A 16,930-nucleotide genomic window follows, 5' to 3' on the forward strand; every position below is an offset into this window, starting at 1 on the left:
ATAGGTCAGTAACACTGACTTTAATTGGGGCTTCAAGGTATTCATACTGTCGCCGCCAGCCAAAAGGAGAGTTTCGCCGTGGCCAAGCAACCGATGCTGAAATTCGTGAACATTGATCGCGATATGCCCGAGAAACGAACTGCCGAGACTCGCAGGGAGGATTTCGACGAAATCTACGCGGAATTCGCGGCGGTGAAGGCAGAGGAACAGGCGAGCCGGTGCAGCCAGTGTGGCGTGCCCTATTGCCAGTCGCACTGCCCCTTGCACAACAACATCCCCGACTGGCTGCGTCTGACCGCAACCGGGCGGCTTGAGGAAGCCTATGCAACCTCGCAAGCGACAAACACCTTTCCCGAAATCTGTGGTCGCATCTGCCCGCAGGATCGCCTCTGCGAGGGCAACTGTGTGATCGAACAATCCGGCCATGGCACCGTGACCATCGGTGCGGTCGAAAAGTACATCACTGACACCGCCTGGGACAAAGGCTGGGTGAAACCTAATGCGCCACTGGCAGAGCGCGAGGAATCCGTCGGCATCATTGGCGCAGGTCCCGGTGGTCTGGCGGCCGCCGACATGCTGCGCAAGGCTGGCGTGCAGGTCACCGTCTATGACCGCTATGATCGTGCGGGGGGGCTGCTGACTTATGGCATCCCCGGCTTCAAGCTGGAAAAAGAAATCGTCATGCGCCGCAATGAGCTGCTGGCAGAGGGTGGCGTGACCTTCGTGATGAACTGCAACATCGGTGAGGACATTTCCTTTGAGGAGATCCGCGCCAAGCATGATGCGGTCATCATTGCCACCGGCGTCTATAAATCCCGTGATCTGAACATGCCGGGCTCTGGTGCGACAGGCATCGTCAAGGCGATCGACTTCCTGACCGCATCCAACCGGGTGGCGAACTTTGGTGACACCGTGCCCGAGTATGAGGACGGCACCTTCAATGCCAAGGGCAAGAAGGTTGTGGTCATCGGCGGCGGTGACACCGCGATGGACTGTGTGCGGACCTCGGTTCGTCAGGGCGCCGAGTCGGTGAAATGTCTCTATCGTCGTGACCGCGCCAATATGCCGGGCTCGCAGCGTGAAACGCAAAATGCCGAGGAAGAAGGCGTGATCTTCGAATGGCTCTCCGCCCCCAAAGGCTTCACCGATGAGGGCGGCAAGGTTTCGGGCGTGATGGTGCAGAAGATGCGTCTGGGACAGCCCGATGCGTCGGGCCGCCAATCCCCCGAGGTGATCGAGGGCGCTGACTATGTCGAAGACGCCGATCTGGTTATCAAGGCGCTTGGCTTTGAACCCGAGGAGCTGCCGACGCTCTGGAACCAACCAAATCTGCCCGTGACCCGCTGGGGAACCATCAAGGCGGAGTTCAAAACCGGCGCGACCAATCTCGATGGTGTTTATGCCGTGGGCGACATCGTGCGCGGCGCGTCGCTGGTGGTCTGGGCGATCAAGGACGGCCGCGACTGTGCCGAAGCGATCATCGAGCGTTTCAACACCAAGGCCGCCGTCGCCGCCGAGTAATCAACAGGTTTCCCCGAGCGGTCCGGCGCCCCTGACAAGAGGCGCGGCGCCACCGCCAGGCAGAGGAGAATGAACATGACGAAATACGATGAAAACTGGGTGCGTGCCGAGGAAGCAAAGCGCCAGTGGATGGCTGAAAACGGTCTCTATTCCGAGGAAGAAGAGCATTCCTCCTGTGGTGTGGGCCTCGTGGTCTCCGTCGACGGCTCCAAGAGCCGCAAGGTGGTCGAGGCCGGCATCGACGCTCTCAAGGCGATCTGGCACCGTGGCGCTGTGGACGCCGATGGCAAGACCGGCGATGGCGCCGGCATCCACGTGCAGATCCCGGTGCCGTTTTTCTGGGATCAGGTGAAACGCACAGGCCACGAGCCGCGGGTCGATGAGTTGCTCGCTGTTGGACAGGTGTTCCTGCCCCGCACGGATTTCGGCGCGCAGGAAACCTGCCGGACCATCGTGGAAACCGAAGTCCTGCGCATGGGCTACTACATCTACGGCTGGCGCCACGTGCCAGTGGATGTGACATGCCTCGGTGACAAGGCGAACGCGACCCGTCCGGAGATTGAGCAGATCCTGATCTCCAACTCCAAGGGCGTGGACGAGGAGACCTTTGAGCGCGAACTCTATGTGATCCGTCGCCGCATCGAGAAGGCCGCCGCTGCCGCGCAGGTTGGCGGGCTCTATATTGCGTCGTTGTCCTGCCGGTCGATCATCTACAAGGGCATGATGCTGGCCGAGCAGGTTGCGGTTTTCTACCCCGACCTGATGGATGAGCGGTTCGAGAGCGCATTCGCGATCTATCACCAGCGCTACTCCACCAACACCTTCCCGCAGTGGTGGCTGGCGCAGCCGTTCCGCATGCTGGCCCACAACGGCGAGATCAACACGCTCAAGGGCAACGTCAACTGGATGAAGAGCCACGAGATCCGCATGGCCTCCTCGACCTTTGGCGACCACGCCGAGGACATCAAACCGATCGTGGCGTCGGGGTCCTCCGACTCTGCGGCTCTGGATTCGGTGTTCGAGGTTCTGGTGCGTGCCGGTCGGTCCGCGCCGATGGCAAAAACCATGCTGGTGCCGGAAAGCTGGTCCAAACAGGCCGAGGAACTGCCGCAGGCCTGGCGCGACATGTATTCCTACTGCAACGCCGTGATGGAGCCCTGGGACGGTCCCGCCGCGCTGGCAATGACCGATGGCCGCTGGGTCTGTGCCGGTCTCGACCGCAACGGTCTGCGCCCGATGCGCTATGTGGTCACCGGTGATGGTCTGGTCATTGCGGGCTCCGAGGCGGGCATGGTGCCGATCGACGAGGCGTCTGTCGTTGAGAAAGGCGCGCTTGGTCCCGGCCAGATGCTGGCCGTCGACATGAAAAAGGGCGAACTCTACCACGACGTTGAAATCAAGGATAAACTTGCCCGCGCTCTGCCGTTTGGCGACTGGGTTGCAAAGGTCAATGATCTGGATGCCGTGCTCGGCGGGGTGACGGAAACACCCCTGTTCTCGGGCGAGGAACTGCGCCGCCGCCAGATTGCCGCCGGCTACACGATCGAGGAGCTGGAGCAGATCCTGGCGCCGATGGCCGAAGACGGCAAGGAAAGCCTGGCCTCCATGGGCGATGACACGCCCTCTGCGGTTCTGTCCAAGCAATACCGCCCGCTCAGCCATTTCTTCCGCCAGAACTTCTCCCAGGTGACCAACCCGCCGATCGACTCTTTGCGCGAATTCCGGGTGATGAGCCTCAAGACCCGGTTCGGCAACCTCAAGAACGTGCTGGACGAGGACAGCTCGCAAACCGAGATCGTGGTGCTGGAAAGCCCCTTTGTCGGCAATGCGCAGTGGGACAAGCTGGTCGACAACCTCGGGTCCAAACTGGCCGAGATCGACTGTACATTTGCCCCCGGCAAAGGATCGCTGCACGCTGCGCTGGCGCGGATTCGGGCCGAGGCCGAAGAGGCCGTGCGCTCCGGTGCGGGGCACATCGTGCTGACGGATCAGTATTCCGGCGATGGCAAGGTGGCGATGCCGATGATCCTGGCCACCTCGGCGGTACACTCGCATCTGATCCGCCAGGGTCTGCGCACCTTCTGTTCGCTCAACGTGCGTTCGGCGGAATGTATCGACCCGCATTACTTCGCGGTGCTGATTGGCTGCGGCGCAACCGTCGTGAACGCATATCTGGCCGAAGATTCCCTCGCCGACCGCATTGAACGCGGTCTTCTCGACGGCACGCTGACGGAAAACGTCGCCCGCTACCGCGAAGCGATCGACCAGGGCCTGCTGAAGATCATGGCTAAGATGGGCATCTCCGTGGTGTCTTCCTACCGGGGTGGTCTGAACTTTGAGGCTGTGGGCCTGTCCCGCGCCATGGTGGCGGAGTATTTCCCCGGCATGACCTCGCGGATTTCCGGCATCGGTGTCTCTGGTATTCAGGTGAAAGCCGAGGAAATCCACGCCAAAGGCTGGAATGCGCCCGAGGGCATCATGCCGATCGGCGGATTTTACAAGGCCCGCAAATCGGGAGAGACCCACGCTTGGGAAGCCACCTCGATGCATATGATGCAGATGGCCTGCAACCGTTCGTCCTATGAGCTGTGGAAACAGTATTCGGCCAAGATGCAGGCGAACCCGCCGATCCATCTGCGGGATCTGCTGGACATCAAACCGCTGGGCAAGGCGATCCCGATCGAGGAAGTGGAATCGATCACCTCGATCCGCAAGCGTTTCGTGACCCCGGGCATGTCGCTTGGTGCGCTGTCGCCCGAGGCGCACAAGACGCTGAATGTGGCGATGAACCGGATCGGAGCCAAGTCCGACTCCGGTGAGGGCGGCGAAGATCCGGCGCATTTCGTGCCCGAAGCCAACGGCGACAACCCGTCGGCAAAGATCAAACAGGTCGCCTCGGGCCGCTTTGGTGTGACCGCCGAGTATCTGAACCAATGCGAAGAGCTGGAAATCAAGGTCGCGCAGGGTGCCAAGCCCGGCGAGGGTGGCCAGCTGCCCGGCATGAAGGTCACCGACCTGATTGCGCGCCTGCGTCATTCCACCAAGGGGGTGACCCTGATTTCGCCGCCGCCGCACCACGACATCTACTCGATCGAGGATCTGGCGCAGCTGATCTATGACCTCAAGCAGATCAACCCGCGCTGCAAGGTAACGGTGAAGCTGGTGGCCTCCTCCGGTGTTGGCACCATTGCTGCCGGCGTGGCCAAGGCCAAGGCCGACATCATCCTGATCTCGGGCCACAACGGCGGTACCGGGGCCTCGCCTGCGACCTCGATCAAGTACTGCGGTCTGCCGTGGGAGATGGGCCTCACCGAGGCGCATCAGGTGCTGGCGATGAACAACCTGCGCGGCCGTGTGACTCTGCGCACCGATGGCGGTCTGCGCACCGGGCGTGACATCGTCATGGCCGCGATGATGGGGGCCGAGGAATACGGCATCGGCACCGCCGCGCTGATCGCGATGGGCTGCATCATGGTGCGTCAGTGTCAGTCGAACACCTGCCCCGTCGGTGTGTGTACTCAGGATGAGGCCCTGCGTGGCAAATTCACCGGCAATGCCGACAAGGTAGTGAACCTCATCACCTTCTACGCACAGGAAGTCCGCGAGATTCTGGCTTCCATCGGGGCACGGAGCCTCGATGAGGTGATCGGCCGTGCGGATCTGCTGGCGCAGGTGTCGCGTGGCTCCGCCCACCTTGATGACCTCGACCTGAACCCGCTGCTGATCACAGTCGATGGCTCTGCCAGCATCGTCTACAACCGCGACAAGGACCGCAATGCGGTGCCGGACACGCTCGATTCGGAAATCGTGCGCGATGCCGCGCGGTTCCTCAAGGATGGCGAGAAGATGCAGCTCTCTTATGCGGTGCAGAACACGCATCGCACCGTGGGCACGCGTACCTCCAGCCATATCGTGCAGAACTTCGGCATGCGCAACACCCTGCAACCCGATCACCTGACGGTGAAGCTGCAAGGCTCTGCCGGTCAGTCCTTGGGCGCCTTCGCGGCCCCCGGTCTGAAGCTCGAAGTCTCCGGCGACGCAAACGACTATGTCGGCAAAGGTCTGTCGGGTGGCACGATCGTCGTGCGCCCGCCGATGGCCTCGCCGCTCAATGCGGCAGAGAACACCATTGTGGGCAATACCGTTCTTTATGGTGCCACCGATGGTTATCTCTTTGCGGCCGGTCGTGCGGGCGAACGGTTCGCGGTGCGGAACTCGGGCGCCAAGGTGGTGATCGAGGGCTGTGGCACCAACGGTTGCGAATACATGACCGGCGGTGTGGCCGTGATCCTTGGCAGCATCGGCGCGAACTTCGGCGCTGGGATGACGGGCGGCATGGCCTATCTCTATGACCCGGATCAGTCCGCTGAGACGCTCATGAACATGGAAAGCCTGGTGACCTGTCCGGTGACTGTGGACCATTGGGAAGCGGAACTGAAAGGCCTGATCGAACGCCACGTTGCCGAAACCGGAAGCCGCAAGGCAGCAGAGATCCTGCAACATTGGGAGAGCGAGAAGGGGCATTTCCTTCAGGTTTGCCCGAAGGAGATGCTGGACAAGCTGGCGCATCCCATCGCGACGGAAGCATCGGCAATCCCGGCAGAGTGATCGAATAATCCCCGAGAATAAGAGACCCTCTTATTCCTGAAACTGAACCCCGCAGTGTTTCGGCCTGCGGGGTCCTTTTTTGCGCCGCGCGCCTGCGCGGGCAGATGCCGGCGGGGCGATTTTCCCTGTTGGAGTGTTTGGATGCTCTGTCCTATAGAGAGGCCATGGCAAAAGCAGCGCGTAAGACAAAAACAAAAAAATCCACCTCCAAATCCGCGCGGCTTGGTCTCCGGGCCGTGGTGGCGCGGGTACGGCGCTGGATCTTGCGGGGGCTGTTGGGCAGCCTTGCGTTTGTTCTTGCGCTGATCCTTTTGTATTCGGTGGTGAACCCTCCGATCACCCATACGATCTGGGCCGAGAAACGCCGGCTTGGCGATGTGGATCGCGAATGGGTGCCCTTAGAACAGATGGCCCCCGTGCTGGCGCGATCCGTGGTTGCGGCAGAGGATGCGCGGTTTTGCGAACATTGGGGGTTCGATGTCACGGCAATCCGCGATGCGCTGGAATCCGGTGGCAAGCGCGGCGCGTCCACCATTACCCAGCAGGTGGTGAAGAACGTCTTCCTGTGGCAGGGGCGCAGTTGGGTCAGAAAAGCGCTTGAGACCTTTATGACTCCGGTGGTCGAGGCCACCTGGAGCAAGCAACGCATCGTCGAGGTCTACCTGAACGTGGCCGAGATGGGCGAGGGGATCTTTGGCGCGGAGGCTGCGGCACGGCACTATTTCGGTACCGGTCCTGATCAACTCAGCCCGCAGCAGGCGGCATTGATTGCAGCCCTGCTGCCAAATCCAAAAGAGCGTTCTGCCGCCGATCCCGGCAATTTCATGCGCAAACGGGCGCGTCAGATCGTGGATGGCGCTGCCACGATCGAGCGCGATGGCCGTGCTGCCTGTTTCGAGCATTGAAGTTTCCGTTCTGGCAAGGCATTGCTGGAGAAACAAGATCCCTTAACAACCGGAGAGCTCAGGACGCCCATGGCTCGTCTCTATCATGTCCCCCTGTCCCCCTTCTGCCGCAAGGTGCGCCTGTCCCTGGCGGAAAAGAAGATCGAGGTGGAGCTTGTCGAGGAGCGCTACTGGGAACAGGACGCCGACTTCCTGCGCCGCAACCCGGCGGCCAAGGTGCCGGTCCTGCGTCTGGATGGCATGCTGATGGCCGAGAGTGCCGCCATCTGCGAATATATCGAGGAAACCCGCCCCGACCCCAGCCTGATGCCAAAGAAACCGGCCGAACGTCTGGAAGTGCGCCGGCTGGTGAGCTGGTTTGACGACAAGTTCCATCATGAGGTCACGTCGAAGCTTCTTTATGAACGGGTGAACAAGAAGATGACCGGCGAAGGCTATCCGGACAGCAGCAATGTCAAATCCGGTGCCAAAGCGATCAAGTATCACATCGATTACCTGTCGTGGTTGCTGGACCATCGCCGCTGGCTGGCCGGAGACAACATGACGCTTGCCGATTTTGCGGCCGCCGCACATCTGTCGTCGCTCGATTATATCTCTGATGTGGACTGGAACCGCTCGGCGGTGGTGAAGGACTGGTACGCCAAGATCAAATCCCGCCCTGCCTTCCGGTCAATTCTGGCGGATCAGGTTCCGGGGTTTCGTCCTCCGTCGCATTACGCGGATCTTGATTTCTGAGATGGTGCAGGGGGCTGTCTGCCCCCTCCGGGCCTTGCGGCCCGTTCACCCCCGAGGATACTTCTGAGAAGATGAAAGCGGCAGGGGATATCAAGGCGCGTCTGATCGCGCAGGCCCGGGCGGAGGGATTTGTCTCCACGCGCATCTGCCGCCCGTGGGATGTACCCGAAGTGCCCGAACGACTGCGTGCATTTCTGGACGCCGGGTATCACGGCCAGATGGCGTGGATGGCGGAGCGAGTGAACTGGCGCGAAAACCCGGCGGCGCTTTGGCCGGAGGCACGTTCGGTCATCATGCTGGCAGAAAGCTACACGCCCGAGGAAAACCCGATGTCGGTGGTGGGACTGCCGGATCGTGCGGCGATATCGGTTTATGCGCGCGGCAAGGATTATCATGACCTGGTCAAGAAGCGGTTGAAGCGGCTGGCGCGCTGGTTGATCGCCGAGGCGGGTGATGAGGCTGAGGTGAAGGTCTTTGTCGACACCGCGCCTGTGCCAGAGAAAGCACTGGGGCAGGCGGCGGGGCTTGGCTGGCAGGGCAAGCACACCAATTTGGTGAGTCGGGATTGGGGCAATTGGGCCTTTTTAGGCTCTATTTTCACCACATTGGATCTGCCGGTAGATCCGGTAGAGCCAGATCATTGCGGGTCCTGTCGCGCCTGTTTGACGGCGTGTCCCACGGATGCCTTTCCTGCGCCCTATCAACTGGACGCACGGCGGTGCATTTCCTACCTCACGATCGAGCACAAGGGGCCCATTGAGGAAGAGTTGCGCGCAAAGCTCGGCAATCGGATCTACGGCTGTGATGATTGTCTTGCGGCCTGCCCATGGAACAAATTTGCGGTTGCGGCCTCGGACATGCGCTATGCCGCGCGTGAAGGCACGGTTGCGCCGCCGCTTGCGGAACTGTCGCAACTGGATGATGCGGCGTTTCGCGAACGGTTTTCGGGCTCTCCGATCAAGCGGATTGGCCGGGATCGCTTTGTGCGCAATGTGGTCTATGCGATCGGAAATTCCGGTGAGGCAAAGTTGCGCCCCTATGCCGCGCAGCTGTGCGATGATCCTGATCCAACGGTTGCGGAGGCGGCGCGCTGGGCTGTGGCGCGGTTGTCAAAATGACGCAAACAGAGTGGACGTGACGCAGCCAGCCGTTACACCCGAGCATGCGTGAGTGAAATGCGAGGATAAGATGGCGCTTCTGCTTGGGGTCGATACCGGGGGAACATATACCGACGCGGTGCTGATCCGTGACGAGAGCGAGGTGATCGCCTCGGCCAAGTCGCTGACCACACGGCAGGATCTGGCGATCGGGGTTGGCGGCGCGGTGCGGGCCGTGCTGGAACACACCGGCGTGAAACCTGCCGAAATCTCGATGGCGGCGCTGTCAACGACACTTGCGACCAATGCGCTGGTCGAGGGGCAGGGTGGTCGTGTGGCGCTCATCTATATCGGGTTCAGCGCGCAGGATCTGGAGCGTCACGGGCTGCGGGATGCACTGAAAGGGGATCCGGCCCTGATCCTGGCCGGGGGGCATACCCATGCCGGCTCAGAAGCCGCGCCGTTGGATAAAGATGCGCTCATCGCCTTTTTAGAGACTGAATCAGCCGGGGTCAGCGGGTTTGCTGTTGCCGGGGTTTTTGCCACGCGCAATCCCGCGCATGAGCTGGAGGTTGCGCGGATCATCCAGGAGCGCACCGACGTTCCGGTCACCTGCTCTCACCAGCTTTCGGCCAAGCTCAATGGACCCAAACGCGCGCTGACGGCTGTTCTGAATGCGCGTCTGATCGGCATGATCGACCGGTTGATCAACCGGGCGGCAGAAACGCTTGTGACGCTTGGTATTGAGGCGCCGATGATGGTGGTTCGGGGCGATGGGGCGTTGATGTCGGCGGAACAGGCACGTGCGCGCCCGATCGAGACAATCCTGAGCGGGCCGGCGGCCTCGATCGTGGGGGCGCGATGGATGACCGGGGCAGAGCATGCCTTGGTCAGTGATATCGGTGGAACCACCACAGACGTCGCCTTGATCGAGCGAGGCTTGCCGAAGATCGACCCGGATGGTGCACAGGTTGGCGGCTTCCGGACCATGGTGGAGGCTGTGGCCATGCGCACCACGGGCCTGGGGGGAGACAGTCAAGTTCACCTGAATGGCGATGGCCTGCGCGGTGGGATCACGCTTGGGCCGCGGCGGGTGTTGCCGGTGTCCCTGATCGCGACCGAAGCCTCCGAGGTTGTGCATGCGGCGTTGGATGCGCAACTCAACGCCCCGGTTGTTGGGGAGTATGACGGCCGTTTTGTGCGTGGTGTGATCGGGCAGGCGGCGGTGGGCCTGTCGGAACGGGAGGCGGCGCTGCTGGCCCGGATCGGTACCGCGGTTCTGCCACTGGGCGACGTTCTGCGCACGCGTATGGAGCAGGGCGCACTTAGCCGTCTGGTGGATCGCGGCCTGGTGCAGGTTGCAGGGATCACGCCGTCGGATGCCAGTCACGTCCTGGGCCGTGTGGCCGCATGGGATCGAGACGCCGCAGACAAGGCGCTTACCGTCTTTGCCAGGCGTCGTGTTGGCAGCGGGGATGCGGTGGCAAAAAATGCCAAAGCGCTGGCTCAAATGATCGTGGATCAATTGACCGAGCAAACGGCTTTGACCTTGTTAGAGTCTGTTTTCTCCGAGGAGCAGGCTACTTTTGGGGGACCTGCGGAAGATCTTGCACGGCACGTGCTGCTGCAACGGGGCCTGACGGCACATAGCAGTTTGTTGGCGATCGACGCACGTGTGAATGTGGATGTGATCGGTTTGGGGGCTTCGGCACCTAGCTACTATCCCGCGGTCGGAAAACGTCTGAGGTGCAATATGATCCTGCCGGAACACGCCGGGGTCGCCAATGCGATCGGCGCCGTGGTGGGGCGGATCATTCAGCGCCGTTCCGGTACCGTCACCGCCCCCTCCGAAGGCAGGTTTCGCGTGCATCTTTCCGACGGACCAAAGGATTTCACAGCCCGTGCCGAGGCGCTGGACATGTTAGAAAGCGTCTTGCGTGCCGAAGCTGTGGCAGCGGCCGAGGATGCGGGCGCTGGCGATATTCACGTGCATGTCACCCGCGATCTCCGCATGGCCGAGGTCGAGGCGCAGCAGGTCTTTGTCGAGGCCACTCTCACCGTCGAGGCCAGCGGTCGGCCACGGGTGGCACACGGCTGATTACATGATACAGGCCGCTCCCGTCCGGAAGCGGCCTGCATCTTGATGATCTGAGCCATACTCAGGCTCTAACACAGGTTATTCAGCAGCTTGATCGCGCTTTGGCAGCACCCAATCGGGGCGTGGGAAGTGGCAGGTATAGCCATTTGGCAGCCGCTGGAGATAATCCTGATGCTCCGGCTCCGCCTCCCAGAAATCGCCGACAGGTTCCACTTCGGTCACGACCTTGCCGGGCCAGATGCCAGAGGCCTCAACATCGGCGATGGTGTCCTCGGCGATCTGTTTCTGGCGGGCATCCACATAGTAGATCGCAGAGCGGTAGCTCATGCCGATGTCATTGCCCTGACGGTTGGTCGTTGTGGGGTCGTGGATCTGGAAGAAGAACTCCAGCATCTCGCGGTAAGAGGTCTGTTCGGGGTCAAAGGTGATCTCGATGCCTTCGGCGTGGGTGCCGTGATTCTGATACGTTGCATTCGGCACATCGCCGCCCGTGTAGCCGACGCGGGTGCTGAGGACACCTTTGCGGTGACGGATCAGCTCTTGCATGCCCCAGAAGCAGCCGCCTGCGAGAACGGCGCGTTCGGTCTTGCTCATCGGTGGTCCTCCACTTGATTGATGTAGGCGCCATAGCCCTCCGCCTCCATATCGTCGAGATGGATAAAGCGTAGCGACGCCGAGTTGATGCAGTAGCGCAGGCCACCGCGATCTGCGGGGCCGTCGGGGAAGACGTGGCCGAGATGGCTGTCACCATGGGTGGAGCGCACCTCGGTGCGGATCATGCTAAGGGTGCGGTCTTCGAGTTCCTGCACATGTGCGGGTTCGATCGGTTTGGTGAAACTTGGCCAGCCGCACCCGGATTCGTATTTGTCGGAAGAGGCAAACAGCGGCTCTCCGGACACGATGTCCACATAGATACCTGGCTCCTTGTTCGAAAGCAGCTTTCCCGTGCCGGGACGTTCGGTGCCGGAATTCTGGGTCACGTAGAATTCTTCTTCGGACAGCGCGGCGATGACATCAGGGTTCTTGAAATATTTGGTCATGGGGCCTCCCACCTGATCTGATGCGGCATTAAGTGGGGTTCGACACTGCGCTTTCAATGCCTGAAGCGCAAGTGCCCTGGCCTGTAACCGGCGCATCATGCGTAAACGTGATTGTTCGTGTGTGGGCACCCTGCGGTGGACCCGTGTCAATCCGCTTGCGGATGCAGCGATGTGGGCAGCGGCTGCTTTGGCGGTCCGGGGTGGCGGGCGAGTTGAACCGCGAGGATGCCCAGTGTCACCACACCGACGCCCAGGATATCGAGCGGGCCGAGCCGCTCTCCCAGTAGGAAGCTGGCGACCGCAACACCAAACACCGGGTTGAGAAAGTGGAAGGTGGCCGCGCGCACGGCTCCGATCCGGTTCAGGAGCATCACCCAGATCAGGGTCGCCGCCAGCCCCGGCACAAAGGTGGTATAGGCGAAGGCGATCGCCAGCGGCCAGCTGGGCTCGACGCGGATGGTTTCAAACGCAAAGGCCGCCGGGAAAAGCGCTGCAGCGCCCACCAGCATCTGCAATCCCACTACCATCATGAAATTGCCGCCGGATGTCGCGCCCCGCAGCGCGAGTGTGGCGGTGGTCAGCGCCAGAACTCCAATCCCGCAGAGGGCAAGGCCGAGCAAATCGACACCAGCCCCGATCCGGGTGCCCATGATCAGCGCCACGCCGGCAATCCCCGCAACCAGCCCCAGCAGGCCAAGCGGGCGGATGGGTTCGCGAAAGAACGCCAGGGACGCCAGCGCCACCAAGAGCGGCATGGTGGAGGCAATGATCGCCGCCAGGGACGCCTCAATCCATTGCATCGCGACAAAGTTCAGGCCGAGGTAGAGCGCATTCTGGCAGATCCCGAACAGGATCGTGGCCTTCCACTGGCCCGGCGTCAGCCGCCAGGTCTGCCCCATGGCACGCGCGATCATGACGCCGATCAGGCCGGAGATCAAAAACCGCAGCGCCAGAGAGAACAGCGGTGAGGCGTCCGCCACAATGATCCGGGCCGAGGTAAAGGCCGAGGACCACATCAGGGCAAAGGCGAGCCCCATGGCAAGTGCACGCAGATCCATCCGTCAGTCCCTCCTGGTCGTTGGCGGCACGCTACCCAGTAATCACCGGGCTGAATAGGGAGAGTGGAGGAATTGGTACAATCAAAAAAATGGGCCGCCCGATAGGGCAGCCCCGAAGCCGTCGCCGGACCAAAGGTCTATCAGGCGTCGCCGTTGACGCTGTCTTTCAGCGCTTTGGCGATGGTCATTTTCACGACCTTGTCTGCTTCTTTCATGAACTTCTCGCCGGTGGCGGGGTTGCGCACTTCGCGCTCGGGACGCTCACGGCAGTAGATCTTGCCAACACCCGGCAGGGTCACGGCACCGCCGCCGGACACTTCGCGGGTGATCAGGTTGCAAACGGCATCCAGAGCGGCACCAGCGGTTTTCTTGTCGCTGTCCATTTCCTCAGCCAGTGCTGCCACAAGCTGAGTTTTGGTCATCGGTTTGGACATTCTTAGCTCTCCTTGAAACTGCCCGACGTGTTGGGGCCTCATCGCGTAACATTAGCGTTATGTTGTGGGACAACACAACGCGTAGCGTGCAAGATCAAGCGCCAAACAAGCAAATTTCCGTGGAAAACAGCATATTTTCGCCATTACAGGAAGGCCGTTTCGTCAAAGGAGCGCAGTTTCCGGCTGTGCAGGCGTTCCAGCGGCATGGTTCTGAGCCGTTCCATCGCCTTGATGCCGATCAGAAGGTGCCGTGAAACCTGCGTGCGATAGAAGTCCGAGGCCATGCCGGGCAGCTTCAATTCACCGTGCAGGGGCTTGTCGGAGATACACAGAAGCGTGCCGTAGGGCACCCGAAAGCGGTAGCCGTTTGCGGCGATGGTGGCGCTCTCCATATCCAGCGCGATGGCACGGGATTGGCTCAGGCGTTGCACCGGGCCGGACTGATCCCGCAGCTCCCAGTTGCGGTTGTCGTGGCTGGCAACGGTGCCGGTGCGCATGATCCGCTTGAGGTCGTACCCTTCAAGTCCGGTTTCCTGGGCCACCGCCTCCTCCAGCGCCACCTGAATTTCCGCCAGCGCCGGGATCGGCACCCAGACCGGCAGGTCATCATCCAGCACGTGATCCTCGCGCAGGTAGGCGTGGGCCAGGACAAAATCGCCAAGCGCCTGAGAGTTTCTAAGCCCGGCGCAATGGCCGACCATCAGCCACGCATGCGGACGCAGAACGGCAATGTGGTCGGTGGCGGTTTTGGCATTCGACGGACCCACACCGATATTGACCAGCGTGATGCCGTTCCCGTCCGGCCGCTTGAGGTGGTAGGTCGGCATTTGCGGCATCTTGGGAGAGATGGGCAACTCGCCGTCGGCCTCGGTGATCTCGGCGTTGCCGGTTGATACGAAACTGGTGTAGCCGCTGGCGGGATCGGCCAATTGCGCGCGGGCGTAGGCTTCGAATTCAGTGACGTAGAACTGGTAGTTCGTAAACAGGACGTGGTTCTGGAAATGATCCGGGTCCGTCGCCGTGTAATGCGCCAGACGCGCCAGGGAATAATCCACCCGCTGGGCGGTAAACAGCGACAGCGGCCCCACGCCATTCTCCGGCACATAGGTGCCATTGACGATGTCATCGTTGGTGGTCGCCAGATCCGGGACATCAAACACATCGCGCAGGGTGAAGCGTGCCGCGCCTTCCTGCGGCACGGTCAGTCCGGGACGGGACGCAACGGCAAAATGCACCGGCATCGGGGTATCGGACACGCCGACAATCACCGGCTGGCTATGGTTCTTGATCAGAAGCCCGATCTGCTGCTCCAGATAGTGTTCGAACAGATCCGGGCGTGTCACCGTGGTGGCATAGGTGCCCGGATCGGCCACATGGCCAAAGCTGAGGCGGCTGTCCACCTGCGCATAGGTGGTGGTGGTAAAGCGCACCTCCGGGTAGAAGGCCCGCATACGGCTGCCGGGCGCGGCGCCGGCGCTCATCGCGGCGATGAACTCATCACACAGGAAATTGGTCGCGCTGTCATAAAGCGCGATCAGGCGCGCAACCGCAGCCTTGGCATCGGTGAAGCTCTCTGCTTCGGGGAGGGCGGGTGTTTTTACATCATTCATTAAACGGCTCGATCACTGGAATTTTCTTGAATGTGCGCACATCGACAAGGCCGAGGTCGCTGATCCTCAGTTCCGGGATCACAACCAGCGCCAGAAGCGAGTGCTGCATATAGGCGTTGTTCAGTTTGCAGCCGCAGGCCTCCATGGCCTCGACCAGTTTCTGCGCATTGGCGGCCACCGTGGACGCTGGGCTGTCGGACATCAACCCGGCAATCGGCAGTTCCACCAGCGCCAGTTCCTCATCGTCGCGATAGATCGTGATGCCGCCGCCGACCTCGGCCAGACGGTTCGCCGCCATGGCCATCTGCGCGCGGTCGGTGCCGACGACGATCATGTGGTGACTGTCATGCGCCACGGTCGAGGCCATCGCCATGCGGCCTTCGTAGCCAAAACCCGAGACAAAGGCATTGGTGACGCCGCCGGTTGCGTTGTGACGTTCGACGAGGGCAATCTGGCAGATGTCGCCCTTGCCTTCGACGAGACCGTTCTCGACCGGCAGTTCGGCTTTCAACGCCTTGGTCGGGGCCTGGTTTTCCACCACACCGATGATATTGGCGGTGACGGCATTTGCGCCTTCGGGCGCGGCGAGTTCAAAGTCCTTTGCCGTCAATTCATGCCCCAGATGCACGGTGCCGCGCGCGGTGTCGGGCCAGTCCAGATGTGGGCATTCGACCTTGATAGAGCCTGATTCCGCAACAATCTGACCGCGTGCGATCACCACCTCGATGGGCAGGGTCTTCAGATCAGAGGTCATGATCACATCCGCCCGGCGACCCGGAGTGATGGAGCCGATCTCGCGCTCCAGCCCAAAATGCGTGGCAGTGTTGATGGTCGCCATCTGGATCGCCACCACCGGATCACAGCCGCAGTCTATTGCGTGACGCACCACCCGGTTCATATGGCCATCATTGACCAGCGTACCGGAATGGCAGTCATCGGTACACAGAATGAAGTTGCGCGGGTCGAGACCCTTTTCCGTGATCGCGGTGATCTGCGCTTCGACGTCGTACCAGGCGGACCCCAGACGCACCATGGCCCGCATCCCCTGTCGCATCCGCGCGATGGCATCCGCCTCGCAGGTGCCCTCGTGGTCATCCGCCGGGCCGCCGGCCACATAGGCCGCAAAATCGAGGCCAAGGTCGGGCGACGCATAATGCCCACCCACGGTTTTGCCCGCGCGTTGGGTGGCGGCGATCTCCGCCAGCATCTTGGCGTCGCCATTGGCCACGCCGGGAAAGTTCATCATCTCGCCCAGGCCGATGATACCGGGCCAAGTCATTGCCTCTGCGACGTCTTCGGCAGAGATTTCATACCCCGTGGTTTCCAACCCCGGTGCAGATGGCGCGCAGGAGGGCATCTGGGTATAGATATTGACGGGCTGTAAAAGCGCCTCGTCATGCATCAGACGCACGCCTTCAAGGCCCAGAACATTGGCGATCTCATGCGGGTCGGTGAACATGGTGGTGGTGCCATGGGGGATCACCGCGCGGGCAAATTCCGCAGGTGTCAGCATACCCGATTCAATATGCATGTGCCCGTCACAGAGGCCCGGCACCATGTAGCGGCCCTCGGCCTCGATCACCTGCGTGTCCGGACCCATACAATAGGACGCATCCGGACCAACATAAGCGATGCGACCGGCCGTGATTGCGATGTCATGCCCGTCGAGGATCTCGCGCGTGTGCACATTTACCCATTTGCCTTTCCGGATCACGGTATCGGCAGGGCTGCGTCCAGCAGCGGTTTCGATCAATTGGGGGGCGACGTCGGGCCAGCTTGGGAAGGTCTTGTTTGTCATGGCCTAGTCTTGATGATTGCGTTCCG

At 61.5% G+C, this 16,930-nt stretch carries 12 protein-coding genes; 6 read left to right on the forward strand and 6 right to left on the reverse strand.

Annotation, left to right across the window (positions count from 1 at the left end; all coding sequences use genetic code 11):
* The first annotated feature begins 78 nt into the window (after positions 1–78).
* From ACXAF5_RS01045 to ACXAF5_RS01070, 6 genes are all read left to right on the forward strand, one after another.
* Positions 79–1,521, forward strand: coding sequence for an NAD(P)-dependent oxidoreductase (locus ACXAF5_RS01045; RefSeq protein ID WP_474945224.1), 1,443 nt, complete (start codon positions 79–81; stop codon positions 1,519–1,521).
* Positions 1,522–1,596: 75 nt separating this feature from the next.
* Positions 1,597–6,129, forward strand: coding sequence for a glutamate synthase large subunit (gltB, locus tag ACXAF5_RS01050; RefSeq protein ID WP_474945225.1), 4,533 nt, complete (start codon positions 1,597–1,599; stop codon positions 6,127–6,129).
* 164 nt (positions 6,130–6,293) lie between these two features.
* Entirely contained in the window at positions 6,294–7,034 is a 741-nt protein-coding gene (gene mtgA, locus ACXAF5_RS01055) for a monofunctional biosynthetic peptidoglycan transglycosylase (RefSeq protein WP_474945226.1), read from the forward strand.
* A gap of 69 nt (positions 7,035–7,103) precedes the next feature.
* Positions 7,104–7,769, forward strand: coding sequence for an FtsZ-binding protein FzlA (fzlA, locus tag ACXAF5_RS01060; RefSeq protein WP_239322232.1), 666 nt, complete (start codon positions 7,104–7,106; stop codon positions 7,767–7,769).
* A 71-nt stretch (positions 7,770–7,840) separates the two neighbouring features.
* Positions 7,841–8,887, forward strand: coding sequence for a tRNA epoxyqueuosine(34) reductase QueG (gene queG / locus ACXAF5_RS01065; protein WP_474945227.1), 1,047 nt, complete (start codon positions 7,841–7,843; stop codon positions 8,885–8,887).
* 70 nt (positions 8,888–8,957) lie between these two features.
* The gene (locus tag ACXAF5_RS01070) at positions 8,958–10,964 is read left to right on the forward strand and encodes a hydantoinase/oxoprolinase N-terminal domain-containing protein (RefSeq protein ID WP_474945228.1); all 2,007 of its coding nucleotides are present in this window, start codon (positions 8,958–8,960) and stop codon (positions 10,962–10,964) included.
* A gap of 78 nt (positions 10,965–11,042) precedes the next feature.
* Here ACXAF5_RS01070 and msrA read toward each other — a convergent pair whose 3' ends face one another.
* The 6 genes from msrA to ade form a co-directional block, all read right to left on the reverse strand.
* Positions 11,043–11,558 (reverse strand): peptide-methionine (S)-S-oxide reductase MsrA, encoded by a 516-nt coding sequence (msrA, locus tag ACXAF5_RS01075; RefSeq protein WP_239364141.1) that lies wholly within the window; start codon positions 11,556–11,558, stop codon positions 11,043–11,045.
* Positions 11,555–12,004, reverse strand: coding sequence for a peptide-methionine (R)-S-oxide reductase MsrB (gene msrB, locus ACXAF5_RS01080; protein ID WP_474945229.1), 450 nt, complete (start codon positions 12,002–12,004; stop codon positions 11,555–11,557). The genes msrA and msrB overlap by 4 nt, the downstream gene beginning before the upstream one ends.
* A gap of 146 nt (positions 12,005–12,150) precedes the next feature.
* Positions 12,151–13,062 (reverse strand): DMT family transporter, encoded by a 912-nt coding sequence (locus ACXAF5_RS01085; RefSeq protein WP_474945230.1) that lies wholly within the window; start codon positions 13,060–13,062, stop codon positions 12,151–12,153.
* 140 nt (positions 13,063–13,202) lie between these two features.
* Positions 13,203–13,496: an HU family DNA-binding protein gene (locus tag ACXAF5_RS01090; RefSeq protein WP_005618395.1), complete on the reverse strand. Its 294-nt coding sequence runs from the start codon at positions 13,494–13,496 to the stop codon at positions 13,203–13,205.
* Positions 13,497–13,639: 143 nt separating this feature from the next.
* Complete coding sequence (locus ACXAF5_RS01095) at positions 13,640–15,106, reverse strand: AMP nucleosidase (protein ID WP_474945231.1); 1,467 nt, start codon at positions 15,104–15,106, stop codon at positions 13,640–13,642.
* Positions 15,099–16,904, reverse strand: a complete 1,806-nt coding sequence (ade, locus tag ACXAF5_RS01100; protein ID WP_474945232.1) for an adenine deaminase — start codon at positions 16,902–16,904, stop codon at positions 15,099–15,101. The genes ACXAF5_RS01095 and ade overlap by 8 nt, the downstream gene beginning before the upstream one ends.
* Between the last annotated feature and the right edge of the window lie 26 nt (positions 16,905–16,930).

It is taken from the genome of Epibacterium sp. ABV4_022, from assembly GCF_056159345.1.